Source organism: Campylobacter concisus (assembly GCF_002913745.1).
Classification (GTDB): Bacteria; Campylobacterota; Campylobacteria; order Campylobacterales; family Campylobacteraceae; genus Campylobacter_A; species Campylobacter_A concisus_R.
Window position 1 is genome coordinate 1 of record NZ_PPCG01000061.1, and the last position, 25,855, is coordinate 25,855.

26 protein-coding genes are annotated in these 25,855 nt (G+C 40.4%); 18 read left to right on the forward strand and 8 right to left on the reverse strand.

Annotated features, from left to right (window positions below):
* Positions 1-173 precede the first annotated feature (173 nt).
* Genes CYO90_RS07545 through CYO90_RS07585 form a run of 9 tightly spaced genes read left to right on the forward strand, consistent with a single transcriptional unit; the run spans position 174 to position 9,558 of the window.
* Positions 174-2,117 carry an FTR1 family iron permease gene (locus tag CYO90_RS07545; protein ID WP_103579057.1) on the forward strand — a complete coding sequence of 648 codons (1,944 nt, stop codon included), beginning with the start codon at positions 174-176 and terminating at the stop codon, positions 2,115-2,117.
* Positions 2,118-2,137: 20 nt separating this feature from the next.
* The gene (locus CYO90_RS07550; RefSeq protein WP_009294901.1) at positions 2,138-2,659 is read left to right on the forward strand and encodes an iron transporter; all 522 of its coding nucleotides are present in this window, start codon (positions 2,138-2,140) and stop codon (positions 2,657-2,659) included.
* A gap of 51 nt (positions 2,660-2,710) precedes the next feature.
* On the forward strand, positions 2,711-4,090 hold the full coding sequence (locus CYO90_RS07555) for a Fe-S-containing protein (protein ID WP_103579058.1): 1,380 nt from the start codon (positions 2,711-2,713) through the stop codon (positions 4,088-4,090).
* Positions 4,087-5,379, forward strand: coding sequence for an ABC transporter permease (locus CYO90_RS07560; protein ID WP_103579059.1), 1,293 nt, complete (start codon positions 4,087-4,089; stop codon positions 5,377-5,379). Before CYO90_RS07555 ends, CYO90_RS07560 begins: the two co-directional genes overlap by 4 nt.
* Positions 5,366-6,508 carry an ABC transporter permease gene (locus CYO90_RS07565; protein ID WP_103579060.1) on the forward strand — a complete coding sequence of 381 codons (1,143 nt, stop codon included), beginning with the start codon at positions 5,366-5,368 and terminating at the stop codon, positions 6,506-6,508. Before CYO90_RS07560 ends, CYO90_RS07565 begins: the two co-directional genes overlap by 14 nt.
* 1 nt (position 6,509) lies before the next feature.
* A complete protein-coding gene (locus CYO90_RS07570; protein ID WP_004317741.1) occupies positions 6,510-7,199 on the forward strand; it encodes an ABC transporter ATP-binding protein in 690 nt (229 codons plus the stop codon).
* Positions 7,189-7,683, forward strand: a complete 495-nt coding sequence (locus CYO90_RS07575) for a TlpA family protein disulfide reductase (RefSeq protein ID WP_009294896.1) — start codon at positions 7,189-7,191, stop codon at positions 7,681-7,683. Before CYO90_RS07570 ends, CYO90_RS07575 begins: the two co-directional genes overlap by 11 nt.
* Positions 7,684-7,691: 8 nt before the next feature.
* Positions 7,692-8,273 carry a hypothetical protein gene (locus tag CYO90_RS07580; RefSeq protein WP_103579061.1) on the forward strand — a complete coding sequence of 194 codons (582 nt, stop codon included), beginning with the start codon at positions 7,692-7,694 and terminating at the stop codon, positions 8,271-8,273.
* A gap of 31 nt (positions 8,274-8,304) precedes the next feature.
* A complete protein-coding gene (locus CYO90_RS07585; protein WP_103579062.1) occupies positions 8,305-9,558 on the forward strand; it encodes a DUF2920 family protein in 1,254 nt (417 codons plus the stop codon).
* A gap of 56 nt (positions 9,559-9,614) precedes the next feature.
* On the opposite strand, the gene CYO90_RS07590 is transcribed toward CYO90_RS07585, so the two are convergent.
* From CYO90_RS07590 to der, 7 genes are all read right to left on the reverse strand, one after another.
* Positions 9,615-11,981, reverse strand: a complete 2,367-nt coding sequence (locus CYO90_RS07590) for a tetratricopeptide repeat protein (RefSeq protein WP_103579063.1) — start codon at positions 11,979-11,981, stop codon at positions 9,615-9,617.
* Positions 11,981-13,225 (reverse strand): serine--tRNA ligase, encoded by a 1,245-nt coding sequence (gene serS, locus CYO90_RS07595; RefSeq protein ID WP_103579064.1) that lies wholly within the window; start codon positions 13,223-13,225, stop codon positions 11,981-11,983. The genes CYO90_RS07590 and serS overlap by 1 nt, the downstream gene beginning before the upstream one ends.
* 21 nt (positions 13,226-13,246) lie before the next feature.
* Positions 13,247-13,687, reverse strand: a complete 441-nt coding sequence (locus tag CYO90_RS07600) for a hypothetical protein (protein WP_009294891.1) — start codon at positions 13,685-13,687, stop codon at positions 13,247-13,249.
* A gap of 8 nt (positions 13,688-13,695) precedes the next feature.
* Positions 13,696-14,661, reverse strand: coding sequence for a tryptophan--tRNA ligase (trpS, locus tag CYO90_RS07605; RefSeq protein ID WP_103579065.1), 966 nt, complete (start codon positions 14,659-14,661; stop codon positions 13,696-13,698).
* Positions 14,662-14,812: 151 nt separating this feature from the next.
* On the reverse strand, positions 14,813-14,962 hold the full coding sequence (locus CYO90_RS10255) for a hypothetical protein (RefSeq protein ID WP_181000234.1): 150 nt from the start codon (positions 14,960-14,962) through the stop codon (positions 14,813-14,815).
* A 51-nt stretch (positions 14,963-15,013) separates the two neighbouring features.
* Positions 15,014-15,535: a shikimate kinase gene (locus CYO90_RS07610; protein ID WP_103579066.1), complete on the reverse strand. Its 522-nt coding sequence runs from the start codon at positions 15,533-15,535 to the stop codon at positions 15,014-15,016.
* Positions 15,516-16,904 (reverse strand): ribosome biogenesis GTPase Der, encoded by a 1,389-nt coding sequence (gene der, locus CYO90_RS07615; RefSeq protein ID WP_103579067.1) that lies wholly within the window; start codon positions 16,902-16,904, stop codon positions 15,516-15,518. The genes CYO90_RS07610 and der overlap by 20 nt, the downstream gene beginning before the upstream one ends.
* Positions 16,905-17,056: 152 nt before the next feature.
* On the opposite strand from der, the gene CYO90_RS07620 reads away from it, so the two are divergent.
* The 9 genes from CYO90_RS07620 to CYO90_RS07660 all read left to right on the forward strand — a co-directional run bounded on the left by CYO90_RS07620 (position 17,057) and on the right by CYO90_RS07660 (position 21,995).
* Complete coding sequence (locus tag CYO90_RS07620; RefSeq protein WP_021084553.1) at positions 17,057-17,947, forward strand: DMT family transporter; 891 nt, start codon at positions 17,057-17,059, stop codon at positions 17,945-17,947.
* A 10-nt stretch (positions 17,948-17,957) separates the two neighbouring features.
* Positions 17,958-18,758, forward strand: coding sequence for a 3-deoxy-8-phosphooctulonate synthase (gene kdsA, locus CYO90_RS07625; RefSeq protein WP_103579068.1), 801 nt, complete (start codon positions 17,958-17,960; stop codon positions 18,756-18,758).
* 15 nt (positions 18,759-18,773) lie between these two features.
* Positions 18,774-19,292, forward strand: coding sequence for a hypothetical protein (locus CYO90_RS07630; RefSeq protein WP_103579069.1), 519 nt, complete (start codon positions 18,774-18,776; stop codon positions 19,290-19,292).
* 4 nt (positions 19,293-19,296) lie between these two features.
* Positions 19,297-19,626, forward strand: a complete 330-nt coding sequence (locus CYO90_RS07635; RefSeq protein ID WP_103579070.1) for a DMT family transporter — start codon at positions 19,297-19,299, stop codon at positions 19,624-19,626.
* Entirely contained in the window at positions 19,623-19,946 is a 324-nt protein-coding gene (locus tag CYO90_RS07640; RefSeq protein ID WP_103579071.1) for a DMT family transporter, read from the forward strand. Before CYO90_RS07635 ends, CYO90_RS07640 begins: the two co-directional genes overlap by 4 nt.
* A 60-nt stretch (positions 19,947-20,006) precedes the next feature.
* Positions 20,007-20,477, forward strand: a complete 471-nt coding sequence (gene ribH / locus CYO90_RS07645) for a 6,7-dimethyl-8-ribityllumazine synthase (RefSeq protein WP_021084559.1) — start codon at positions 20,007-20,009, stop codon at positions 20,475-20,477.
* Between the two features lies 1 nt (position 20,478).
* Positions 20,479-20,874, forward strand: coding sequence for a transcription antitermination factor NusB (gene nusB / locus CYO90_RS07650; RefSeq protein ID WP_004317696.1), 396 nt, complete (start codon positions 20,479-20,481; stop codon positions 20,872-20,874).
* Positions 20,871-21,551, forward strand: a complete 681-nt coding sequence (gene pyrF / locus CYO90_RS07655; RefSeq protein WP_103579072.1) for an orotidine-5'-phosphate decarboxylase — start codon at positions 20,871-20,873, stop codon at positions 21,549-21,551. The genes nusB and pyrF overlap by 4 nt, the downstream gene beginning before the upstream one ends.
* Before the next feature lie 201 nt (positions 21,552-21,752).
* Positions 21,753-21,995, forward strand: a complete 243-nt coding sequence (locus CYO90_RS07660; RefSeq protein WP_103579073.1) for a helix-hairpin-helix domain-containing protein — start codon at positions 21,753-21,755, stop codon at positions 21,993-21,995.
* A gap of 458 nt (positions 21,996-22,453) precedes the next feature.
* Here CYO90_RS07660 and CYO90_RS07665 read toward each other — a convergent pair whose 3' ends face one another.
* Positions 22,454-24,697 (reverse strand): molybdopterin oxidoreductase family protein, encoded by a 2,244-nt coding sequence (locus CYO90_RS07665; protein WP_258030691.1) that lies wholly within the window; start codon positions 24,695-24,697, stop codon positions 22,454-22,456.
* Positions 24,698-25,855: the final 1,158 nt, after the last annotated feature.

Consider the following 25,855-nt stretch of genomic DNA (forward strand, 5'->3'; position numbering starts at 1 on the left):
ATTTTACTCTGATCCTCTAAAGCCCTAAATTTACGTAAAGTTGATTATTAGATTGTAAAAAATATTATTTATGCTTTCAATTTACATTCTTTTATGATAATCGTTTTTATTTTAATCAAAGTAAAGTCTTGGTAATATCTCGCTTTAAAATAATCTCACAGGTGGTTTAATTAATGAATAAATTTTTTAAATTTATGCTTATCATGCTACTGCCTATCTGGCTTGTGGCAAAAAATGACGACTACACACAAGTCGCAGCTCAGATAAAAGAGTCATTACAAAAAGTAATAACAGAGTATAGAGCTGGCAATGTCGAGCAAGCAGTTAGCGATACTCAAAATGCTTATTTTGGTCTATTTGAAGATGTCGAAGCTGGCATCAGAATAAATTTAGGTCAGAAAAAAGCTTACTCAATGGAGAAGCAGTTTGGCGAGATCAGAAAGGCGATAAAAGCTGGCGAAGCACCAGATGACGTGCAAAAAAGAATAGATCAGATAAATAGCGAAATCGCTGAAGTTCTGCCAGTTATTTTAAATGGACATAAGCTTGTTGGTGAGTACTCAGGCAGCCCAGCACAAGCTGCTGCAAGTGGCTATGACACTTCTAAATTTATCCCTGAGTGGAAGGTGGCATTTGAAAATTTATCAGCAACTCTTGATAAAGCTATAGCAAGCTACGAGAGCGACAAACAAGATGATGCTAAAAATTCTATCCAAGATGCTAAATTTAATGATTATAGAAACACTCAACTTGAAATCGCCGTTCGCCAATATATAGAAAATGGCAAAAGCATAGATGCTGACATCCAAAGAAAGATGGGTGAAGCAATAAGCGGCATCGCAAATGGCATAACAAAAGATGATTTTAAAACAAAGCTAGAAGAGATCAAAAAACTAGCTTATGATGCCGTTGCAAAACTCCCAGCTGAGACAGTAAAACTAGCAAAAGTTGATATGAGTAGCGCAGCATCTAGCGATAGCAGCGAAGATAGTGGCACAGACTACACTCAAACCGTTAAAAACATAAATGACAAAATTCAAGCAGCCATCGCGCTTTACAAAGGCGGCAATAGCGCCAAAGCCATGGGAGATATCCAAGATATCTACTTTGATGAGTTTGAAGGTAGCGGCATGGAGAACAAAGTAGGTGCGATAGATGTAAATTTAAAAACAGCTATCGAAGCTACATTTGGTAACCTTGTAGCCCTTATGAAGTCAGGCGCAGACGAAAAAACACTTGAAGAGAGTGCAAGCAAGATGTCATCTCAGCTAGCAGCCGCACTTGAGAAAACTAGCGGTTCAAGCTCGCCTTGGACGCTATTTATCTGGGCGCTAACTATCATCTTAAGAGAGGGCTTTGAAGCTCTTATCATCGTTGCAGCCGTTGTTGCATATCTTGTAAAAACTGGCAATGCAAAAGCTATGGGCAAGGTCGTATATAGCTCAGTTGGTGTGGCTGTCATCTTAAGCTTTGTTATGGCTTGGATAATGAACATCATCTTTGGCGAGGCAGCAGGTCAAAAAAGAGAGCTTATGGAAGGCATCACGATGCTTGTTGCAGTGGGACTTCTATTTTACGTTGGCTTCTGGCTTCTTTCAAATGCTGGCGCTAAAAAATGGAACGACTACATCAAATCACATGTATCTGAGTCTATCTCAAGTGGCTCAAGCACAGCGCTTTGGTGGACTGTATTTTTAGCGGTATTTAGAGAGGGCGCTGAGACAGTGCTATTTTATCAAGCACTTATCTTTGACGCAAAAGACTCAGCTGGCTACTCAATGATCGCAGCTGGCTTTGTCGTAGGCCTTATCGTTCTTTTGATAGTCTATTTCTTATTTAAAATTTTCGCTGTTAAAATTCCTATTAAACAATTTTTTATATTTACATCAGCGATCATCTTTTATATGTCGATCGTCTTTGTTGGCAAGGGCGTTGGCGAGCTAGTTGAGGGCAAAATTTTCATCCCAACTATCATAAAAGGACTAAATTTTCCTGACTGGATGAGAGACTGGCTAGGACTTATGCCATATTACGAGAGCTTAGTACCTCAGATCATTATGGTGCTTGCCCTAATTATAGGCATTGTTATCATGAAATCAAAACAAAATAAAAATTAATTTTATTTAAAGGAGAGAATATGAATAAAATTCTTAGTTCAGCTCTAGCATTAAGCTTAGCAGCTGGTTTTGCACTTGCTGGAGAGCACCCAATCGGCGAGCCTGTAGAGGCTAATGGCATGGAGATAGCTGCAGTTTATCTTGAGCCAATCGACATGGAGCCAAAAGGCGTTGATCTAGCTCCAAGCTTAGCTGATCTTCACCTAGAAGCTGACATCCACGCTGTAAAAGGCAACAAAAACGGCTTTGGCGAAGGCGAGTGGATTCCATATCTAAAGATCAACTATGAGCTAAAAAACCTTGATAATGGTAAAACTAAAAAAGGTACATTTATGCCTATGGTTGCAAGCGATGGCCCACACTACGGTGCTAACGTAAAAATGGATACAGGTGTTGGTAACTATGAGCTTAAATTCCACATCGACAATCCAGAGAAACAAGGCTTTGGTCGCCACGCTGACAAAGAGACTGGTGTTGGTAAATGGTTTGAGCCTTTCACAACAACTTATAAATTTCAATGGACAGGTGGTCCTGTTAAATAATCACTTTGGGGCGTTTTCGCCCCTTTTTAAAAATTCTCATAGGGTTTAGTTATGTCAATTTACTTCTATCAGGTCTTTTTAGCCCTCCTTGGATTTACGCTTTTTGCTGCCTTAAATAACAATGGCAAAAGTTTAAAAATGATCTTTTTACCATCATTTCTTGGCGTTGTTGCTGGTGTGCTTATCTTTAAAGCTGCTCGTCATGCGCTTGTTGATGACCAGTTTAAAATTTTTATTGATTCTGTGACACTGGTTTTTCTACTAATTAGCATTTTATGGATATTTTTCGAGCTTAAGATAGCAAAAATCGTAACATTTTTTATTTTAGGCATCGGCTTTGGCTTTGGTTATAGCTCGAGTAGCGCATTGTTCCCACTATTTGGCGGCGAACTGCTTGACACGCTTTCAGTTATAAGCTTCTTTTTGATGATCTTTGCGATGATCTTGATGCTGTTTTTATTTTTCTTCATTTCAAATTTAAAAGCAAGCATCCCATCATCACTAGCTAAAATTTTAGCTCTTATCACATTAGTCTTTTTACTAGTTGATAGAAGCTCACAAACTGCACTCGAGCTTTTACGTGCAGGCGCTTTAAAGATAAGTAGCGAGCTAAATTCTCAAATTTTATCTATCAGCGCAAAAGGCATCTACGTCACAGAATTTAGTGCCTATTTTTATATAGTTGTGATCCTACTTTTATGCATCATCGCACTTTGCTTTATTCCAAAAAGTATCGATAAGAGCACGTTTGGCTCTATCAAATACCGCTTTACAAAAGCCGTTAGAGAAAATGTCTTTGACAATGCAAAATTTGCATTTTGCAGCGTTTTAATAGCGCTTGGCTTCTCGCTTTATTATGATCTTTACGCATCTCGCCCACCTCAAATTTCAGAGCCAGTCTTGGTTGAGCCAGTGGGAGATAAATTTATATTTGATGTTGATATGTTAAAAGATAATGAACTTCACAGATTTGCCTACATTACAGATGAGGGCAAGCAGATAAGATTTTTCTTGCTAAACCGCTTTAGCGACCGCCCATCTCCTGTCATCGTCTTTGACTCGTGTATGATTTGTGGCGATATGGGCTACATAAAAAAAGGTAATGATCTTATTTGTATCTCTTGTAATGTTAGAATTTTCTTGCCGTCAGTTGGCAAAGAGGGCGGTTGTAACCCGATCCCTATGGCATTTACTTTCGATGGTAAAAATATCATAGTTGATTACAAAACGATCGTCGCAGGAGCAAACTACTTTAGCAAGGTTGTCGAAAAGATGGTGCTTGACCCTGTAAGCCGTAAAAAGGTGAGCAATCTTGATTCAAGATCATATTTATACTACGGACGCACATATTTCTTTGAGAGTAACGAAACTCAGGCGAAATTTGAAGCAAATCCAGAAAAATATGTAGAAACAAATGGAACGTTAAAATGAAAAATATGCAACTAAGAATGATAAAAAGCTCGATCACTGGCTCAAAGGTGCAAAAGACGATGGCGTTTATCACCATCTTGCTAGCTGCTCTTTTGATAGCTTGCATGCTAAATATCACGCTAAAAATCGGCGATCAAGTGGCAAGCGAGCTTAGAGGATATGGCTCAAATATCGTCGTTTTACCACGCGGTGAGAGCCTAAGCATCGAGATCGAGGGTAAAAATTTCACCCCACTAAAATCACAAAATTTACTCCCAGAAGCTGATATCTACAAGATAAAAGAGATCTTTTGGAGAAATAACATCGTCGCTTTTGCTCCTTTTTTAGAGACAAAGGTAAAAGACGCTAAAGGCGATGAGTTTAGCTTTGAGGGGACATATTTTGATAAAAATATCGGACTAAAAGATGAGCCAGAATTTAGCACAGGCGTTAAGAGCTTGTATGGATTTTGGGGTGTTGAGGGCGCTTGGCCAAAAGATGAGAGCATGGATGAAATTTTAGTAGGAGATGAGCTTGCAAAGGCTAAAAATTTAAAAGTTGGCGACAAGCTTAGCCTTGTGGGCAAAAATGGCACAAAAGAGGTTAGCGTGGTTGGCATCTTAAAAGGGGCAAGCGATGAGGCACATAAGCTAATAGGCTCGCTCAAACTTGCTGGCGATCTCTCAGGACACGCTGGCTTATATACAAAAGCTGAGGTCTCAGCCATGACGATCCCAGAAAATGACCTATCACTAAAAGCAAGAAGAAATTTAGACAACCTTGATAGTGCAGAGTACGACAAATGGTACTGCTCGGCCTACGCTGGCTCGATAGCATTTCAGATAGAAGAAAATTTACCAAACGTTAGCGCAAAAGCAAGCCTTCAAGTAAGCGATGCTGAGAGTAATATCGTAAAGAAAATTCAAAGCCTAATGGGTATCGTTAGTATCATCGCTCTTGTGGTCTCAGCCATCGGCATAACGTCGCTAATGACAAGTGAAATTTACCGCCGCAAAAAAGAGATCGGTCTTTTAAAAGCCATAGGCGCAAGTAACTTTGAAATTTACGCCCTTTTTGCTAGCGAGAGCCTTGTGGTTGCCTTTTTTGCAGGCATTACGGGAGCGTTTTTAGGATACGCACTAAGCTACGTGATGTCTTACATCATCTTCTCTCACGGCATAGGCATAGCATGGATCGTGCTGCCAATTAGCGTGGCATTTGCCTTGCTCATTTCAGTCGTTGGCTCGCTAATGCCAATGAGAAACGTCATAAATTTACTACCTGCGGAGGTGCTATATGACCGCAAATAGCAAATTCTTTTACAACCTGATCTACAAAAGCCTAAAAAATGGCTCATCAAGGGTTATGGTCATCGTGATCTCGATCTTGCTTGGAGCGTGCGTGTGTGCGGCATTTGTCAATGTCTATCTGGACATCGACTCAAAGGTCTCACGCGAGCTAAAAACTTATGGTGCAAATATGATCTTTGCTCCAAAAGATATGGCGACAAGTGATGATATGAGTGAAAAAACCTATAATGAAATGATCGCTAAAGTGCCAAAAGATAAGCTTCTTGGCGAGAGCGGATATCTCTTTGCTCAGGCAAATATCGGCCCAACTAATGCCATCGTCATGGGGACAAAATTTAGCAATCTAAAAAAGGTTAAGCCGTTTTTAGATGTTAGAGATGGAACTATGATAAATGTCGATTTTGACGATAAAAACGTGCTAATAGGCGTCGATCTTGCTCGTCAAGCTGGCTTTAAAGCAGGCGATGATATAGAAATTCGTGCCATTGGCTCAAATGAGAGCATAAATGTAAAGATAAAAGGCGTAGTGGCAAGTGGCGACAAAGAGGACGCTCTTTTGATCACGTCACTATCTTTGGCTCAGAAAATTTCAAACAAAGTTGGCAAGATAAACTACGCAGAAGCTGTTGTGCTTGGAAATTTTGACGAGATAACATCGCTTGCAAAAACTATAAGCAACGATGAAATAGTCGCAAAACCAGTGGCAAAGGTCTCAAAGTCTGAGGGCTATATCTTAGAAAAGATCAAACTTTTAATGGCACTTGTTAGCCTTGTCATCTTGCTCATTACTTCAATGTGCGTAAATACAACGCTTAGTGCTATCTTGCTTTCTCGCTCAAAGGAGATCGCACTTCTTAGAGCCATAGGCGCAAGCAAAAAAGATGTATTGAGGCTATTTGGCTTTGAAACATTTGTAACAGCGCTCATTTCAGCGTTAGTTGGAGCGTTTTTAGGTTATCTACTAGCTCAAATTTTAGGTTATGCAATATTTGATTCTAGTATTGATTTTAGAATTCTAAGCATCCCAGTAGCTGTGGTCATATCACTTCTTTTTGCAGCGATCGCAGCGTTTTACCCGATTAAGCGGGCACTTAATAACAAAATGGCAGATACACTAAGAGGAGAATGATATGCAAAATGCACTAGAACTTAAAAATATTTGTAAAATTTTTGGCGATGTAAAAGCACTTGATGATATAAGTTTTGAGGTTAAAAAGGGCGAGTGGGTCAGCGTCATGGGACCAAGCGGTAGTGGTAAGAGTACGCTTGTAAATATCCTTTCTCTAATGGATACTCCAAGTAGTGGCGTTTATATGCTTGGCGGCGATGATGCGAGCAACCTAAATGCCGATGATACGCTTAAATTTAGACGTGAAAAGATCGGACTTGTCTTTCAGCAGTTTCACCTAGTGCCATATCTTAGTGCGCTTGAAAACGTGATGATAGCGCAGTATTATCACAGCTCAGTCGACGAAGAGGATGCTAAAAAAGCCCTTGAGGCAGTTGGTCTCTCTCACAGGCTAACACACAGACCAAGTCAGCTAAGTGGTGGTGAGCAACAACGCCTTTGTATCGCGCGCTCGCTCATAAACGACCCTGAAATTTTAATAGCAGATGAGCCAACTGGTAACCTTGACGAGGCAAATGAGAGGATCATACTTGATCTTTTTTGCAAGCTAAGAAAAGAGGGCAAGACGATACTTCTAGTCACTCACAACCCAGATCTAGGCGAGTATGGCGATAAGATCGTCTATCTAAGACACGGCAAACTAGAGAAGATCCGCACTATTGAAAATCCAAAGGTGCCAAATGCGATATAAAATTTTACTTTTATGTCTAGTCTCAGCCCTAGTTTTGGGCTGCGTCAAGCAGTATGAGAAGCACCACATCACTCTAAATGACTCAAGTGGCATCGATACGCAGTTTTTCCCTACCGAAAAGCGCCTAAAGATCGGCGATAAGCCATATATGCTCTTTTTCTTTGGCACGGACTGCGGAGTTTGCAAGGCCGCGATCCCTGATCTAAATGCGCTTGAAAAAGAGTATGGCAAAGAGGTTCAGTTCATTGGCATTTTAGGGCCTAGCAAGGGCTTTGATAAGGATATCGAAATCTTAAAAGAGCACAACATCACCTTTAAAACTACAAGCGACAAGGTCTCGGTGGATTACTTCAGCAAGGCAGTTGGTGGCGTTATGGGCGTGCCAGTTATCTATTTTTTTGATAAAGATGGTAAGATGCGATCAAAATTTATCGGTCTTACACCAAAAAGTGTGCTTGAAGGTGCTATAAGATCGCTCTTATAGGAGTGAAGATGAGAAATTTCTTTTTATTTGTCTTGGCGGTATTTTTTGTCGGATGTGCTAGCAGCACGCCAAATATCTCGGTAAAGACGAGCGATCCGATTTTTTTTACGCTTGGTGAAGCAAACAAAAGCGTATATGTAAATTTTAAAAATAGCGCGACTGGACAAGATGTAAATGCTGAAATTTTAAGCGAATTTACAAAGGCTGGCTTTAGAAATGAGCCAAATATCAAAAATGCCGACTTCATCATCCTTGGCGACGTGCAAAGCTTTTCTAGGACAACCAAAAGAGATCCTAGATTTTCAATGGGCATGGGATATGGCTTTGGCAGACCAAGTTTTGGCTTTGGCTACTCGATGTTTTTCCCGTTTGATTATGATGATTATGATGACGACTTTAGCACAAACAGCTATGCTTACTACATGCAAGTAAGCGTGCTAGTGCGCCCAAAAGATGGCGGTGAGAAAGCGACAAATATCTCGCTCATGCAAGCTGGCAATGTCTATTCGCCAAGCTATATCTGGCCATTTTTCAAAGAGCGCCTAGCAAAACAGATCGTTAGCTTTTTTTATAACGTCTCACAAAGGTAGAGAAATTTAGCAAAATTTAAAAGGAGTTAAGATGCTAGTTGATGGAAGCTACGAAATTTTATCTTGTGATGATGTGGAGCTTGGCATCAAAAGAAGCTCTGCTTTGTCTTTTTATGCCTGTTATGACGATGTTAAAGAGGCAAAAGCTCTTTTAGTCATCATCCCTGGACTTGGAGCAGACTCTGACTCTGGATATAGAGCTCATCTCATGCGAACCATGGCAGAGAACTATGATGTGGCGTGCATTAGTGTGGATTATCACTGTATAGGCAACCGCCCACAGCTTGGGGCAAAATTTGGACTTGATGATATAGACCGCGAAATCTTAACAAGAGAGCTGTCAAGCATAGGTATAAATTTACCAATCGATCTAAAAAGTATCGACTGCCACGAGAAGGTTGATTTGCTACTTAAATTTCTTAGTAAAGAGATTACTATTAGAAAAGAGAGCGGTCTTTTGCCGGCTGATTTTAGGCTAAATGCTAGCATTACGATGGTACCAACAAAAAATGAATACCAAAATTTTGGCGTTATGCAAGCAATGGACGTGCTAAATGCCGTGCTTTATACAAAAAAATATATAAATAATTCCAAATTTGAGCATCTACCAGTGATAATGGTAGGCAGCTCACATGGTGGATATTTGGCACATATGTGCGCTAAGATAGCTCCATGGCTAGTTGATGCGGTGATAGATAATAGCTCTTATGCTATATTTTTATGGCGGCTTATTGGTTTTGGTAAAGAGATCGATTTTACTAACTATTTTTGTTTTGGCACTGGCAATTTGTATCAAAATTTATATCTTTATTTTTTTGATAAGACATACTGGACACTTAATGAAAAATCGCCATATTATTTTATTGACGCAAGAGAAGAGATAAGAAACATCCTAAATTTAGATCATTTAAATGTTCAAAGCGGCTATAAGAAGCCAATTTACGTGAGTTATCACTGCATTAATGATACAGAAGTAGCTCCCGCAAAGGATAAAACCGAGCTTTACGAGGCTCTTAAGAAGCTAAAATTTGACGCGACACTTCATATGGTAAAAGATGAGAGCGAGGTTGATGGTAAATTTATAAAGTCTCTAACTCACGGCATGGGGATGTCTTATAAACTGCTTTTGCAAAGAGAGCTTCCTGGCGTTATGAAGAAAATTTTGTCTAAAAAAGATAAAAAAGATGAGATCAATGAAAAATGTATAGAGTATAAGTGTGGTGATTTGCTTTATAAATTTAGTGAAGTCTCAGATCAGATAAGGCTTGAAGTTACCAATATTTAAATTTTAGAGCCATTTTTATCTAAAGCTAGGCTTTTAAAGACCTAGCTTTAAATTTTCTAGTTATCTATCATAAAATCATAAAATTCGTTGTTATATCCTACGTTTCCTACCTTGCTGTATTGTATAAGAGCTGCTTTTATGTTATCGATTTGCTGATACATAAAGCCAAGGGCGGCTCTGTTTTCAATAGCACTTGGATCATTTAGCTTTGTTAGCTCCAAAAGTGCGATAGCATTTGTTATTTTGTTCGCTCCAGTGGCTGCTACACTTGCTAAAAAGAGCGTGCCAGCGTCATTTATCTTAAACTCGTCTATGACCTCATTATAAAGCTTATAACTCTCATCAAAGTCATTTGTAAAGATATCTACGTAGGCTAGAGTTTGGATCAAATTTATATTTTTTGGTGCGTTCTTTAGCTCGGCTCTTAGCTTATCGCGCTCCCTTGTTAGCAGGCCTGAGATCTGAAGTAGCTTGATGTATTGCTTTTTGATGATATCAGCGCCGTGGTAGAAGGCGTTTGAGTCGAGATTTTTATCGATGAAGTAAATTTGTATCGCTTTTGCATACTCTTTGACGTTTTGATCTTTGTTTTTAGCGATGAAATTTAAGATATTTGCGATGATGTCGTTTGACAAGATTTTCATAAGCTCATCAGCCTTTTTTGACATTAGCTCATCGTTGTTTGAGATTTTAGCGATGATGATATCAAAGGCCAAATTTAGCGTCGTAGGCTCTTTTGGCTCTTCAAGCCACCTTATCATCGCACTTTGGTTGCCGCTAACTAGGCTTAAAAGCGAGGCGTATAAATTTACAAGCTTTAAGCTCTTGTCGTTTTCTAAATTTTCACCGATCTCTTCAACTAACTTTGGGTTTAAATTTCTATTTATATCCATGCAGATAGCCCCAAAGATGCCAGAGAGATGGTTATTTACATCTTGATGGTAGCTTGCTATAAAGTGCTTTGCAGCAAGGCTAAAATTTCCAAGCTGAGCGTAGCTAAGAGCTAGGTTGTACTGCAAGATCGAGTGGTTTGGATAGGCTTTGGCAAGCTCTTCAAAGTCCTTGTTTGCCTCTTTTAAGCGGTAGTTAAGTGCCTTTGCGATGGCTTCGCTAAGTTTGGCATTGACCTTTGAGGCGGCGGCACTTTGGCTAAGGTAGTCATTTGCCGCTGAGGTATCGTCTAAAAAGACGCTAACACCGCCTTTTCTTATCTGCTCGATGCTCTGTTTCGCGTCAAAAACCTTGTAAGGTGCGAAGTAAAATAGCGTCTCGTAGCGCCTTGTTCTATCAAAAAACATATCGTCGCTAAAGTGCGCCTGAGCTAGGCTGACGTCAAAAAGATCTGGCTTTAGGATGGCCTTTATCTTATAAATTTTACTTGGCATCGAGGCGTTGTAGTCATAAACGTCTTTGATAAATGCCGCCGCATCGCCATAATCAGCCGTTTTTAGATCAATTAACGCCTCAGTCATCTTGATAAGATCGATATTTGGCGTGTTTTTAGAAGCCTTTGTTAAATAGTCCCTTGCCTTGTCGTATTTGCCAAGTCTTGCGTAGAGCTGTGCTAGCGTAAAGTCAGCCTTAAACGCCTTTTGCCCCTCAAGCTTAGCTATGGCTCTTTCGTCATCTCCAAGAAGCGATAAAATTTTAGCGCTCAAGTAGGCATACTCGCCCTTATAATCATCTGTGCTAGGATGCGAGAGAGCTTGTAGTGCCTCGTAATAATTACCCTTGTAATAATTAACTAGCGCATAGTAGTAGCTGTAAAGTGGCGAGCTGTTTTCATACTGCAAAAATGAGTCCGCAAGCCCTATGTAGTAGTTGAAATTTTTGGTGTTATTTAGCTCAAGTGAGCAAACAGCGGTGTTTATGGCGCTAACTGCGGTGTTTTCGCGGTCAGTTATTGCTTTGTTAAACGAGATGATCGCTTCGTCGCATTTTTCTTGTTTCATCTGCGAAACGCCGAGGTTGTAGTTTGAGAGAGACTGGTTATAAACAGCTACGTTTTCATAAATTTTTAGAGCCTCAAATTTATTGCCACGCTCGTAGAGCTGATTGGCCTTATTTATCATTTCATCGATCTTTGAAGCGCCAAAATTTTGCGTTTGGTAGTTATTTTCTATATTTTTTACGATAGATGTAGTGTCTATCTCCTCTTTTTTATCTTTTTTTAGCAAGACGATTAACAAAACAACTATCAAGATGGCAAGCACCAAAGCAGCTGCGCCGATGATGATAAAGAGCTTTTTCTTACTTTTTTTTACAGGTATTGGCTCTGGGATGCTCTCATCTTGCAGCACGCCATCATTTGCGATGCTCTCAAGCGAGACGATCTCTTCAGGTGCCTCTGTCTTTGCCTCTTCAGGCGCTTGCTCTGCTTGCTCGCCAGGTGGTTTTAGAACTACAACCTCTTCATCAGCCACTACATATACCTTTTAAGAACTTCTGGAATTTCGATAGTGCCATCAGCTTTTTGGTAGTTTTCCATTATCGCTATTAGCGTCCTGCCAACTGCCAGACTTGAGCCATTTAGGGTATTTACAAGCATATTTTTCTTGCCATCTTTAAAGCGAATTTTCGCTCTTCTTGCTTGAAAATCACGAGTATTAGAGATAGAGCTTATCTCGCGGTACTTGCCTTGACCTGGTAGCCAAACCTCAAGATCTACCGTCTTTGCCGCGCTAAAGCCTAGATCGCCGCTGCAAAGAAGCATGTGGCGGTGAGGCAAACCAAGGCTAGTTAGCAAGTCGCTCGCGCAAGATATCATCTCAGCAAGCACGTCCTCGCTTTGATCAGGCTTTGTGATGCTTACAAGCTCGACCTTTTCAAACTGGTGCTGGCGGATCATACCTCTAGTGTCACGTCCTGCTGAGCCTGCCTCTTGGCGGAAGCATGCTGAGTAGCAAGTCATCTTTATAGGTAGCTGCTCGGCTTCTATGATGGTGCCATTGTATAAATTTGTCACAGGCACTTCGCTAGTTGGGATGAGGTAGAGGTCCTCGTCGCGCACTTTGTAAAGATCCTCTTCAAATTTAGGCAGCTGACCGGTGCCAAAAAGTGTGTTTGAGCTTACTAGATAAGGGACATTTACAAGCTCAAATCCGCGTGCGCAGTTAAAGTCGATCATGTAATTAACGAGCGCTCTACTAAGTCTTGCTCCCATGCCGCGAAGCACGGTAAAGCGCGATCCTGAGAGCTTTGCACCCCTTTCAAAGTCAAGCCAGCCAAGGCTCTCACCTAGCTCCCAGTGCTCCTTTGGCGTAAAGTCAAATTTAGTTGGCTCAAGCACCGTTTTTATGCAGACGTTATCGTCCTCGTCCTTGCCAAATGGCACGTCATCGTCGGTGATATTTGGCACGCTAAATGAAATTTGCTCAAGCTTTTCTTCATATTGTTTAACGATCTCATCAGCGTCAGCAAGGGCAGCTTTGTTTAAATTTAGCTCACTTTTAAGCTCGCTTACGTCCTCGCCAGCTCTTGCTTTTACACCAAGCTCCTTGCTCTTTGCGTTTTGGATCGCTTGGAAATTTTCAAGTGCTTTGCGCTTTTGCTTTAGCTCGTTAAAAGTGAGTAAAAGCTCGTCTAGCAGGCTAGCTTTAACGTTTTTGCCCTCTAGTTTTTTTACGAATTCATCGTAGTTTGTCTCAAGTAGTTTTAAATTTATCATTATCTTCTCCTTATCCTATCCTTAAACCATAAACATAACTTTTGCAAGCAAGACGATCGCCACCGCAAGCGTAAGCGCGATAGGGTGGATGTTGCCAAGTGGGCTAGGGCGCTTAAATATAAATTTGCAGCTTAAATTTACTATAACCGCAGCCACGATCACCATCGCTAAGCAAAATTTGATCATAAAAGCGATCTGTAAATTTGTCTCAAAGTAGCCTCCAGCCTTGCTGCCGACCCAGTTACTCATCATCATGCCACCAGTTAAAACTAAAAGTAGCACGCAAATAGGCATGATCTTAACAGCTACTGAGCCGATGGCTTGCTTTGCCTTTTGAGCAAGCTCTGGTGGCATCTTTTTGCTCGCCGCTCTTAATATGATCACATCAAAAAATAGATAACCAACAAAAATGATCGCACAAAAAAGGTGGATTATCTGCGCGTATGGGTATAAATTTTGCATATTTTTCCTTATCTGTAAATTCCAACCGCTTCACGCACTTTTTTTATCGTTGTGTGAGCTATATTTTGGGCTTTTTTAGCACCTAGATCTAAAATTTTAGCCACCTCGTCAGGGTTGTTTTGATAGTATTCAAATTTCTCTCTTGCATCTTTAAAATAGTCCCAAACAAGCTCGTTTAGATAGGCTTTAAAGTGCCCGTGACCTTCTCCTCCACGCTCATATCTAGCCTGCAAGTCGCGCTGTCCGCTCTCATCTAAGAAAAGCTTTGTGATGTTATAGACGTTGCAGTTTTGCCACTGCTTTGGCTCTTCAAGTGGCGTGCCATCAGTCACGATGCTTGAAATTTGCTTTTTAAGCGTCTTGGCGTCCGCGAAGATATCGATAGTGTTGCCGTAGCTTTTGCTCATCTTTTCGCCGTTTGTGCCAGGCACGGTAGCGACGTTTTCATCGATCTTTGCCTCAGGCAGAGTGAAAATCTCGCCATGTTCGTTGTTAAATTTGATCGCGATATCACGCGCGATCTCTACGTGCTGGATCTGGTCTTTGCCCACAGGCACGACCTGCGCGTTATAAAGCAAGATATCAGCCGCCATCAAAACCGGATAGCTAAAGAGCCCGTGGTGCGAGCTAAGCCCCTTTGCGACCTTATCTTTGTAGCTGTGCGCGCGCTCAAGTAGCCCCATAGGCGTATGCTGGCTTAGCACCCAGTAAAGCTCAAGCACGTCTTTAACGTCGCTTTGCACCCAAAACGTGCTTTTGTTTGGGTCGATCCCAAGCGCCAAAAATGCACACGCAGCGTCAAAGGTGTTTTGCTTTAGCGCTTTGCCGTCGCTAAGGCTGGTCATCGCATGGTAGTTTGCTATAAACATAAACATCTCGTTTTGCTCTTGCATATCAACCATCTGCTTTATCGAGGCAAAATAGTTGCCAAGGTGTAGTTTGCCGGAGGGTTGGAGGCCGGTTAATACTCTCATCTTATCCTTTCAAATTTTGGCTTCGTTTTTTTGAGCGCCTTTAAATGAGTTTGTAAATTTTAATCATCGACAGGCTAAATGCCTAGTCTTGATTAAAATTTGACTGCACAACATTTAAATTCATCTCAAAACACTTCGCCAAAATGCTTTTTTAAATTTTAACATCAGGGTAGATATTTTTATCTAGTCTAATCTTAAAATTTAGCTTGCTAGCCTCACTTAAAAACAAAATTTCGTCTCGCCTAAACAAAAAACTCTTCGCCAAAGCTTTTAAATTTTTAACACCACGCCAGACAGCCATCTAGCTTGATCTTGAAATTTATCGTTGCAAGCAGCCCTCGCCACTTTGCAACTAAATTTTTAAAAGTATCCTTATCTCTTTTACGATCTGCTTTGGAGTTTTGCCCTCCACTTCAACGATATAATCAGCCTTTTTCTCATAGAGCTTCTCTCGCTCCAGATGCAGTGCCTCAGCCTTTTTTAGGTCGCTTAAAAGTGGGCGTTTAGCGATCTTCTTCTCGCTATTTTTGCTATTTTTTAGCCTTTGCATGATCGCATCAAAGCTTGCTTTTAGATAGATCACGGTGCCTATTTTGTTTAAATTTTTAACCTTTGCAAAGCCCCCACCTGTCGAGATGATCGCATTTTTGACATTTGTGGCTAGAAATTTGGCTAGATCCTTTTCAAGCTGCCTAAAATGCTCTTCGCCAAATTCATCAAAGATAGCTTTTATCTTCATATTTTGTGAGCTCTCTAGCAAGTCGTCGCAGTCAAGGTTCATCGTCTTTAGCGCCTTGCTTAGCGCTCTTGCAGTCGTGCCCTTGCCAACGCCCATAAACCCTATCAAAACGATATTATTGTTCTTTGTCTTCATCACTCTCTCCACGTTTTTTAGGGATCAGCACGATAGGCACGCCAGCTAGGCTAAAGCTCTCTCTAAACTTGTTTGTCAGGTAGCGTTTGTAGCTAAAGTGCAGGCATTTTGGGCGGTTCATTATGAGCGCTATCATGATAGGTGCTGTCTTAAACTGCACTGCGTAGTAGATTTTTACGACCCTGCCTTTATCTCGCGGCAGTGGGTGCGCCTTGGTCGCTTCGCCGATCACTTCATTTAGCTTTGAAGTTTGGATTTTTTGGGTGTAGTTTTTGTAAATTTCAACTATGAGCGGGTAAATTTTATGCACTCTCTTGCCGCCAAGTGCCGAAACACTGATGATCGGCGCGTATGAGAGAAATTTAAACCTATCTTTTATCTCCTTGCAAAGCTCGTCAAATTCTTCGCTGCTTTTGTCCCATTTGTTTAGCACGATTATGACGCCAAGCTCAAATTTCGAGGCGATACCAGCGATGCGCTCATCAAGCTCGGTTAGTGGCTCAGAGCTATCAAGCACAAGTAGCGCCACGTCTGTCTCTTCTAAAATTTTCTCAGTTCTATTTAGCGCGTATCTCTCGATGCCCTCGATCTTGCCGCGCTTTCTGATACCAGCAGTATCGACAAACTCAAAAACCCTGCCATCATGCTCGTAAATTTCATTTACTGGGTCGATCGTAGTGCCTGCCACATCACTAACGACGGCACGGCTCTCTTTTACAAGGGCGTTTAGAAGTGAGCTTTTGCCGACATTTACGCGACCTATGATGCCAACTCTTATGTTTTTGCTCTCATAGTCTATCTCGTCGCTTAGCTCGCCCTCGTCGTTATAGTTTTCTAAAAAATCATCAAAATCATCGCTCGTATCGGCCTTTATCTGCACTTTTTCTTCTAGGTGCTTTGCCAGCCAGATGCTAAGCTCATCGACGCCGGTGTTGTGACTTACTGAAATGCCAAATGAGTTTTTTGCGCCAAAACTTACAAATTCCCACTCTCTTTGCTCGTCTTTTTTGCTGTCGATTTTGTTGATGATTAGAGCGATTGGTAAATTTAGCTTGCTAAGCTCGTAAAAAATGGCTCTATCCTCGTCATCTGGCATCATTTTACCATCGACCATATAGAGGATGACGTCTGAATTTCTAGCCTCTGCCAAGGTCTTTGCTTTTACATTTTTAAAAAGCTCGCTGCTATCATCAAGCCCGCCGCTGTCGATTAATATACACTCTTTGCCCTCAACTTCGATCTTAGCTTTATTTGTATCTCTTGTAGTGCCGCTAACGTCGCTAGTTATGGCGATGCGTCTTCTTGCTAAGCGGTTAAAAAGTGAGCTTTTGCCGACATTTGGCTTGCCTACTAATATTACTTTTTGCAAATTTTGTCCTTTTTATGATGGCTGATTATACAAATTTTTCTCTTATATAAAGTATAAAATTACGCTTAAAAGCGCCGAAATAAAAGAAAAAATCAACCAAAATTTAAGCCATTTTTTATTAAAATGAGTGCTTCAAATTTAGAGGTTTTGCGATGTTAAAAAGGTTTTATATTTCACATCTTGGCATTTTTTATATGCTCTTTGCTTGCTTTATGTTTGCCGTGACTGGCGCATTTGCGAAGTATCTGAGCAAAGATATGCCTTCTATCGAAGTTGTTTTTTTTAGAAATTTGATCGGACTTTTCATCGTCATCTACGCCATCTATAAATTTCCATTTAAACAAACTGGCGGGCACTTTTTCTTGCTGATGTTTCGCGGTTTTGTGGGCACGGTGGCACTTTTTGCATTTTTTTACAACGTCGCGCATGTAAATTTAGCCACAGCCTTTACCTTTCAAAAGACAAACCCGATATTTACAGCTATTCTCGCAGCTATCGTGTTTAAGGAGCGGTTAAGTTCGCTTGGCTGGTTTGCTGTCTTTTTGGGATTTGGTGGAATTTTGCTTGTTATCCAGCCAAATTTAGGTATCAATAAAACCGATATCATCGGCATTTGGAGCGGCCTTGGAGCGGCTATTGCCTACACGAGTGTCAAGGAGCTAAACAAGAGCTACGGCACAAACGTGATCGTGCTAAGCTTCATGCTTTGGGGCTCGTTTTTGCCGCTTATTTGCATGGGGATGGCTGAGTTTTTTACATACGAGCCTCTGGATTTTTTATTTTCTAAATTTGCTATGCCAAGCTGGCACAATGTCGTTTTTATCTTGCTAATGGGGCTTAGCGGCTACTATTTTCAGGCGTTTATGACAAAGGCATTTGCAGTTGGTAAAAAAGCTGGCGTGATCGCTGCTGTTAGCTATGCGGACGTCATTTTTACGCTTATAATTGGCTATTTTATGGGCGATGCGTTGCCAAATCACCTAGCACTAGCAGGTATCGTGCTTGTCGTGGTGAGTGGAATTTTAGTTGTTAAAGAAAAATAAAGGAGAAAATATGATATTAATCGCTGGACCTTGCGTGATAGAGAGCAAGGAGCTTGTTTTTGAAGTGGCAAAAAGGCTAGTTAAATTTAATGAAAATCCAAAGCTTGATTTTTACTTTAAGTCGAGCTTTGACAAGGCAAATCGCACGAGCATTAGCTCGTTTCGTGGCCCTGGGTTAGAGAAGGGTTGTGAAATTTTAGCTGAGGTGAAAAAAGAATTTGGCTTTAGAATTTTAACCGATATCCATGAGAGCTATCAGGCGCAGCCAGTTGGCGAAGTGGCTGATGTGCTGCAGATCCCTGCATTTTTGTGCCGTCAGACTGATTTGCTCGTGGCAGCTGCAAAGACAAAAGCGGTCGTAAATATCAAAAAAGGGCAGTTTTTAGCGGCATCTGCTATGAAACACTCTGTTAAAAAGGTGCTTGAAACAAGAGGTGTGAGTGGCGATGGATACGAGGTCGCAAAGGCAAATGGCGTCTGGCTAACGGAGCGAGGTAGCACCTTTGGGTACGGAAATTTAGTCGTTGATATGAGAAATTTAGTGATGATGAGAGAATTTGCGCCAGTCATTTTTGACGCGACTCACAGCGTGCAGATGCCAAGCGCACTTGGCGAAAAAAGTGGCGGCGACGCTAGATTTGTGCCTTATCTTGCAAGAGCAGCAGCTAGCGTTGGGGTGGATGGATTTTTCTATGAGACGCACATAAACCCTTGCGAAGCGCTATGTGACGGGCCAAATATGCTAAATTTAGACGAGCTTGAAAAGGTCGTAAATGACACGCTAAAGATAGAGGAAATTTTAAATTTTTAAACTAAGGAGAGAGGGATGAAAAGGATTTTAGCGCTACTTTTAGGAGTGTTATTTTTAGTAGGTTGTGGCTCATCTCAGCCAAAGGTGCCACTTGCTGGCAAGTATAAATTTGAGGGCATTAGCTACACTCATGTGCAGCGCCACGAACCGACAAAATTTTTCTATCAAAGCCCAAAAATGATCGAGAAAAGGTATAACAAGCAAATCGATGAGGCGCTTACAAAAGAAAATTTGCTCGATCCTAACTCAAGCGACGAGCTAAAGATAAAGATAACTCACCGCAGAGAATTTATAGGTGAGGCGACCTTTGCTAAAAGCGACAGGATGGGCAATATCTACCTTACTTACGAGGTAGAAGTCGTTAGAAATGGCGAAGTTTTGAGGCATTATAGCTCTAGTGAGCTAAGGTTTAACCCTGGAGTCTTTGGAAATTTAAAGGGGCTAGTTGGACAAAATAACGATGATAGCTTTGAAAATAAGGCGATTAGCGCAAATGTAAAAGAGATCGTTGATACCATAAAAGGCATGAAGTAAATTTATGTCAAATAGAGGCTTTTTATGGATATTTCTTGGTGCGGTGGCTGAGTGTGGCTGGGCGTATGGGCTAAAGCACGCGTCAAATTTAAGTGAATTTTTGCTTACGACGCTACTTGTAAGCATAAGTTTTGTCTCGTTTATGAAGGCTTTAAAGTATCTGCCTGTAAGCATCTCTTATGCAGTATTTGTGGGCTTTGGGACGGTTTTTATCGTCATAGCTGAGATCGTTAGCGACTACGTAGCAAGCGGGATCATGCCAAATTTCATTAGGCTTTTTTTCATAGCGACGCTGATCGCGGGCGTACTGGGACTAAAAGGCATAAAAGAATGATCCACTTTTTAGCGCTTTTACTAGCTGGATGTTGTGAGGTCTCTGGCGTCTTTTTTATCACGAAATTTTCAAAAAGCACAGGCGTAAAAAAGTGGGCAAATTTCATCCTTTTGCTTGGAAATTTTGCCCTTTCTTTAACGCTACTTAGCTATGCGATGCAAACTATAGCTATGTCGGTGGCGTATGCGATCTGGACAGGCATCGGAGCGATCGGAGCAGTAGTGGTTGGCGTAGTTTTTGAAGGTGAGAGGATAAATTTTAAAAAAGCCTTGTTTTTAGCGCTCATCATCTTTAGCGTCATCATGCTAAAGATAGTTTGACGAAGGGTCTATTTTTAAACAAGCTTTTGCTAAACTTGCATAAAAAATAAAGGAGAAAATATGAAAATAATCGAGGGAAATTTAGCCCTAAAAGGCAACGAAAAGATAGCGATCATAAACGCAAGGTTTAACCACATCATCACAGACCGCTTGGTAGAGGGCGCAAAAGATGCATTTTTACGTCACGGCGGCGACGAGAAAAATTTAACTTTAGTGCTAGTCCCTGGCGCATTTGAGATACCTATGGCGCTTGAAAAGGTGCTTGCAAGCGGTAAATTTGACGCGGTTTGCTGCGTGGGAGCGGTGATAAGAGGCGCGACGCCACACTTTGACTACGTAAGCGCTGAGACTACCAAAGGCATCGCAAACGTGACGCTAAAATACGCAAAACCAGTCACATTTGGCGTGCTAACAGTCGATAACATCGAGCAAGCGATCGAGCGAGCTGGCAGCAAGGCTGGAAACAAGGGCTTTGAAGCGATGACGGGCGTTATAGAGATGCTAAATTTATACAAAAAGCTAGGAGAGTAAAATGGCCACACGTCATCAAGTGAGACAAGCCATCGTTTCGCTACTTTACTCAAACGAGATAAACCCCGTAACTGCGGAGTTTGAAGAGGAATTTTTAGAAGAGAAAAAGATAAGAAATGAGCGCAAAAACGAGGCGCAGCAGACCTTTAAAGAGGTGCTAGCAAACAAAGAAAAACTAGATGAAATTTTAAAACCGCACCTAAAAGATGGCGACTTTAGCAAGGTTGGCGCAACAGAGCTTGCTATCCTTAGACTTGGGCTTTATGAGATGAAATTTAGCCAGACTGATAAAGCTGTCATAATAAACGAGGCGATCGAGCTTGCAAAGGAGCTTGGAAGCGATCAGGCGCCAAAATTTATAAACGGTGTGCTAGATAAGATAAAGGGCGATCTATGAGGCTCTGCGTCGCTCTTGATATGGCGAGCAAGGATGAAAATTTAGCCCTCGTGCGTGAGCTAAAAGGGCTTGATCTTTGGCTAAAAGTGGGGCTTAGAAGCTATTTGCGAGACGGAGCTAAATTTATAGAGGAGCTAAAAGGGGCAGGGGAGTTTAAAATCTTCCTTGATCTAAAGCTTTACGATATCCCAAACACGATGGCAGACGCCGCTGAGGTTGTCTCAAAGATAGGCGTGGATATGATAAATTTGCATGCAAGCGCTGGTGAGAGAGCTATGAAGACCGTCATGGAGCGCCTTAGCTCGCTGCAAAATCGCCCTTTAGTGCTTGCTGTATCAGCACTTACTAGCTTTAGCGAGAGCGAATTTGAAGCGGTTTATAACGATACGCTATCTCGCTCGGTTAGGAAATTTAGCCAGATGAGCTTTGAAGCGGGGCTTGACGGCATGGTCTGCTCGGTCTTTGAAAGCAAGCTTATAAAAGACGTGACAAATCAAAATTTCATCACGCTTTGCCCTGGGGTTAGGCCTTTTGGCGAGAGTGCGGGCGATCAAAAGAGGGTTGCAAATTTGGTTAGCGCAAAGCAAGAAGGCAGCGACTTTATCGTCGTTGGCAGGCCGATTTATGAAAATGCAAACCCAAGAGAAATTTGCGAACGCATTTTGGAGCAAATTTAGCACCCTAACTTGCATAAAATTTGATCTAAAATCATTTTAAGCATGGCTTTTCGCGTAAGAAATTTTAATTAGACCACCTCGCCAGAAGCTTGGATAACGACTTAGCATAGTAGCAAGATGAAATTTAGTGAGCTTTGTAGCGCACGAATAAAATTTAATTACGGCGAGCTTGACGGAATTTAAAAGAAATTTGAGGTAAATTTGAGCGATTTTAAGAAAATCCCATATGTCGGCGAGGCGACGCAGGCGGATCTACTGGTACTTGGCTACGAGGACATTGCTTCTTTAAAGGGCGCGGATCCTGAGGAGATGTTTGAACGCACAAAGGCGCTCGGACGCGGTAGTGATAGGTGTATCCTCTATGTTTATCGCATGGTTTGCTACTATGCAAATACGCCGTACCCAGACAAGACCAAGCTACAATGGTGGCTTTGGGATGATTAAATTTTTAAATTTTTAGCGCTAGTTTTTAAATTTGACCTATTAAATTTAAATAGTGCAGGTCTTTGCAGAACACAAGCACACTTTTTGCCGCGAAAAAACGGAGCCAAAAATTTACTTTTTAAAATTTAAAATATAGGTTTAGATATGTTTTCTTTACTTAAATTTTTCTAGTAGTTTTTGTGCTTTAGTTTTGAAAAATTTATTTGTTTATGATAGACCTTGATCTTATAAACAAATTTATAGTTGTTTTAAAATTTCTTGATTTTTTAATTCATTTTATTCTTTTTGTAAAAGCGGATATTCGTCATATTTATTAGTGTTAGAAATACAAAATATATACACATTATAAGCAAATTTTTTGATCAAAGAAGAGCTTTTATAGTTGAAGCTTAAATGCAGATGATAAGAGAAAATATTTCTATGAAATTGTATGATTCAAGGGCATTGCGCCCTTGAAATTATGATCTAACAGGTGAAAGATAAGGTTTTTCAGAGTGCATAGACATCTCGTTTTGTTGTCTAAATGCTATATACTCCTCTTCGCTTAACCTTTTTATGTTAGCTATAGTGATCTTAAGAGGTGTGATACCTGAGAGTGGGTCGTGGTCTTGTGCGTTTGCAAGCTCGTTACCGTCAGCCTCACTATAGTGGAAAGTCGTAAATATCGTACTTTCTCTAAGGTCAGGATTTACGCGAAGTTTAGCTGCGATCCTGCCACGTTTATTCTCTACCATTGCGTAGCAGCCATCTTCTAGCTCTCTTTCTCTTGCGATATCAGGGCTTACTTCGATTAGCGGACCTTCGATACCAGCACCATACTCTAGCGGTGGGCACTCTCTTGTCATCGTACCTGTGTGGTAGTGATAAACTTTTCTACCTGTTGTAAATAAGCAAGGATAAACCTCATCAGGTACTTCGCTCATCGCACCTGAGCCTACTGGATAGCCATCAGGTATATGCATTTTGGCTTTAAATTCAGCCTCCATGCTCGCACGCTTATCTTTATCGTCAGCGTAAAGTACTGGAGCTAGGCGGAATTTACCATCAGGTAGCATTGATTTGTGATCAGTATAAAGATCAGGTGTGCCTGGATGATCTTCATCAGGGCATGGCCAGCTGATGCCACCTAGTTTTTCAAGCCTATAGTAGCTGATACCGCCAAAGAATTTAGGCATTAGTTTTCTAAGCTCGTCCCAAACCTCTTCTGCACTTAAGAAGTCAAATCCCTCAAGTCCCATAGCTTTTGCGATGTTGCAAACTACTTTCCAGTCAGGCTCTACGCCACCTACTGGTTCGCTTGCTTTTCTAGTTCTTTGAACGCGGCGAGATGTGTTGATAAATGTTCCATCTTTCTCTCCCCAACCAGCTGCTGGTAAGACAACGTCAGCTTTTTGAGCACTTTCAGTAAAGAATAGATCTTGCACGATAAAGCAGTCTAGGTGGTGTGTCGCATGCACAAAGTGCTCTGTCCAAGGGTCACTCATGACTGGGTTTTCGCCGTAAACATAAAGCACTTTTAGCTCGCCGCTATCCATCTTATCAGGTGCGTATGTTAGTTTAAAGCCAGGCACTGGATTAAGCTCGAAGTGCCAAACTTTGCGAGCTTGCTCTTGTGCGTAAGCGCTATTTACTGCACCTACTGGAATGACGTTAGGTAGTGCGCCCATATCGCATGAGCCTTGAACGTTGTTTTGTCCACGAAGTGGATTTACTCCAGCGCCTTTTTTACCTAAATTTCCTGTTAGGATCGCTAAATTTGAAAGCGAGAATACATTTGATGTGCCGTCGCTAAACTGAGTGATACCCATAGTGTAGCAAATAGCAGCGCTGCCAGCTTTTGCATACATCCTAGCAGCCTCAGTGATAAGCTCTTTTTTGACGCCAGTCTCACGCTCAAATCTCTCAGGAGTGAAGTCTTTTACGGCTTCTTTTAGGTACTCAAAACCCTCTGCATATTTTTCGATAAATTCTGTATCTTGTAAATTTTCAGAGATGATGACGTTCATCATTGTGTTTAGCGTTTTGATGTTTGAGCCAACTGGAATTTGCAAGAATATATCGGCTTTTTTAGCCATATCGGTGCGTTTTGGATCCACAACGATCATTTTTGCACCACGCTCTAAGCCTCTTTGCATCTGCATAGCGATGATAGGGTGGCATTCGCTTGTGTTTGTGCCTATTAGTAAAAATACATCTGTATCAGTCGCAAATTCAACAAGATCGTTTGTCATTGTTCCGTTTCCAAGGGTGCTGGCAAGACCTGCCACTGTTGGAGCGTGTCAAAGACGAGCGCAGTGATCTACGTTGTTGCTTCCTAAAGCACGAAAGAATTTTTGAAATACATAGTTGTCTTCGTTGTTTGAACGAGCTGAACTAAAGCCCATGATAGAGCTTGGACCATATTTTTCAACGCTATTTTTAAAAGTCTTTCCTAAAAATTCATAAACCTCTTCAAAGCTAACCTCTTCAAGTTTACCCTCTTTGTTAAACTCTCCGTTTAGTTTTCTCATCATTGGTTTAGTTAAACGTTTTGGAGAATTTACAAATTCCCAACCAAACATACCTTTTAAACACAACTCGCCATCATTTACATGGTGGTTATCAGTCGGCTTTGCATCGACTATCCTACCGTTTTCTACGATAAGGTCTATGCCGCAACCAGTTCCGCAATACGGACAGGTTGTTTGAACAATCTTTTGCATAGATTTCCTTTCAAGTAATATTTCTAATAACGCGGTTATTATATACCTTATAAAATAAAAGTAGTTTTAAAATTAATTATTTTATTTAAAAAAATTTTAAGTAATATGCAAAATTTGCATATTACTTTGACGCTAAATTTATAAGACTTTACTATTTTTATATTAGTTTAATATTTATGAGTATTTATATTTGGTGCCAAAATAATTTATTACGAAGTAGATTCTTAATCTGCTTTGTTTGTTTATAATTTGATAAAACATTTATATTTTTTGGTTATTTTATGTTGGCAAGCTCGGCAAAAACCTAATATAAACTAATGGGTATTGAGCTATGATAAAAACCATATTTTTGAAAACTAATAAACATGGAGAAGTTAAAAAATAAATACATATCCTATTTCTAAATTTTATAGAAGGATTTCATATGAACTATATAGTCTTTCATCCGTTATAAAAACTATAGAAATAGTAGAGATTACTTAAGTTTTTAGAAAAGTAATTAGCCAAGTAACCAAGATGGTATCTAATAAAACGCCAGCATTTGATATGATGATAAAAAATTTATACTCAATTAGTTAAACTACCCTATGCTTAGAGAGTTGGATTTTATTTGAGAAGTCATAAACATTACCATAATGAATAATTTTTATAAAGATAGTTTTTCATATCATTCTGAATAAAATAAACTTGTATATTTTGAATTTTTTAGAAATAATAAAATCATATTGTTATCTTAGATTGCAACAATTATATTGTCAAAGTTAGAGTTTATTATGCCTGATATTTATATACTCAAGACAATATTGAGTCAGTATTTTAAGCCCAGCCCTTAATCCTAATACTACCAATAAAAAATATTACAAATGTTTCCCCTAATCTATTAACTTAGTAGAATATGATGAAATTTACAGGATATCAGTAAAGATTTAAAGCATAACTACAAAATAAATAATCTTGGGTCCTTTAGAAAGAGAGAAGATGAACTATTGAAAAGGTTTTTGTAATAAAATTAATACCAAAACTGAGAGAGAGCCAATTTAATAAAGTAATTTATCCCAATTTTACATCATGGCTTAAAAAAGATTAACTTTTATTCTAATTTCAATATTCGCAAGAAACCAGAGAATAAAATATATTGATAATATCAGTAAACATTTC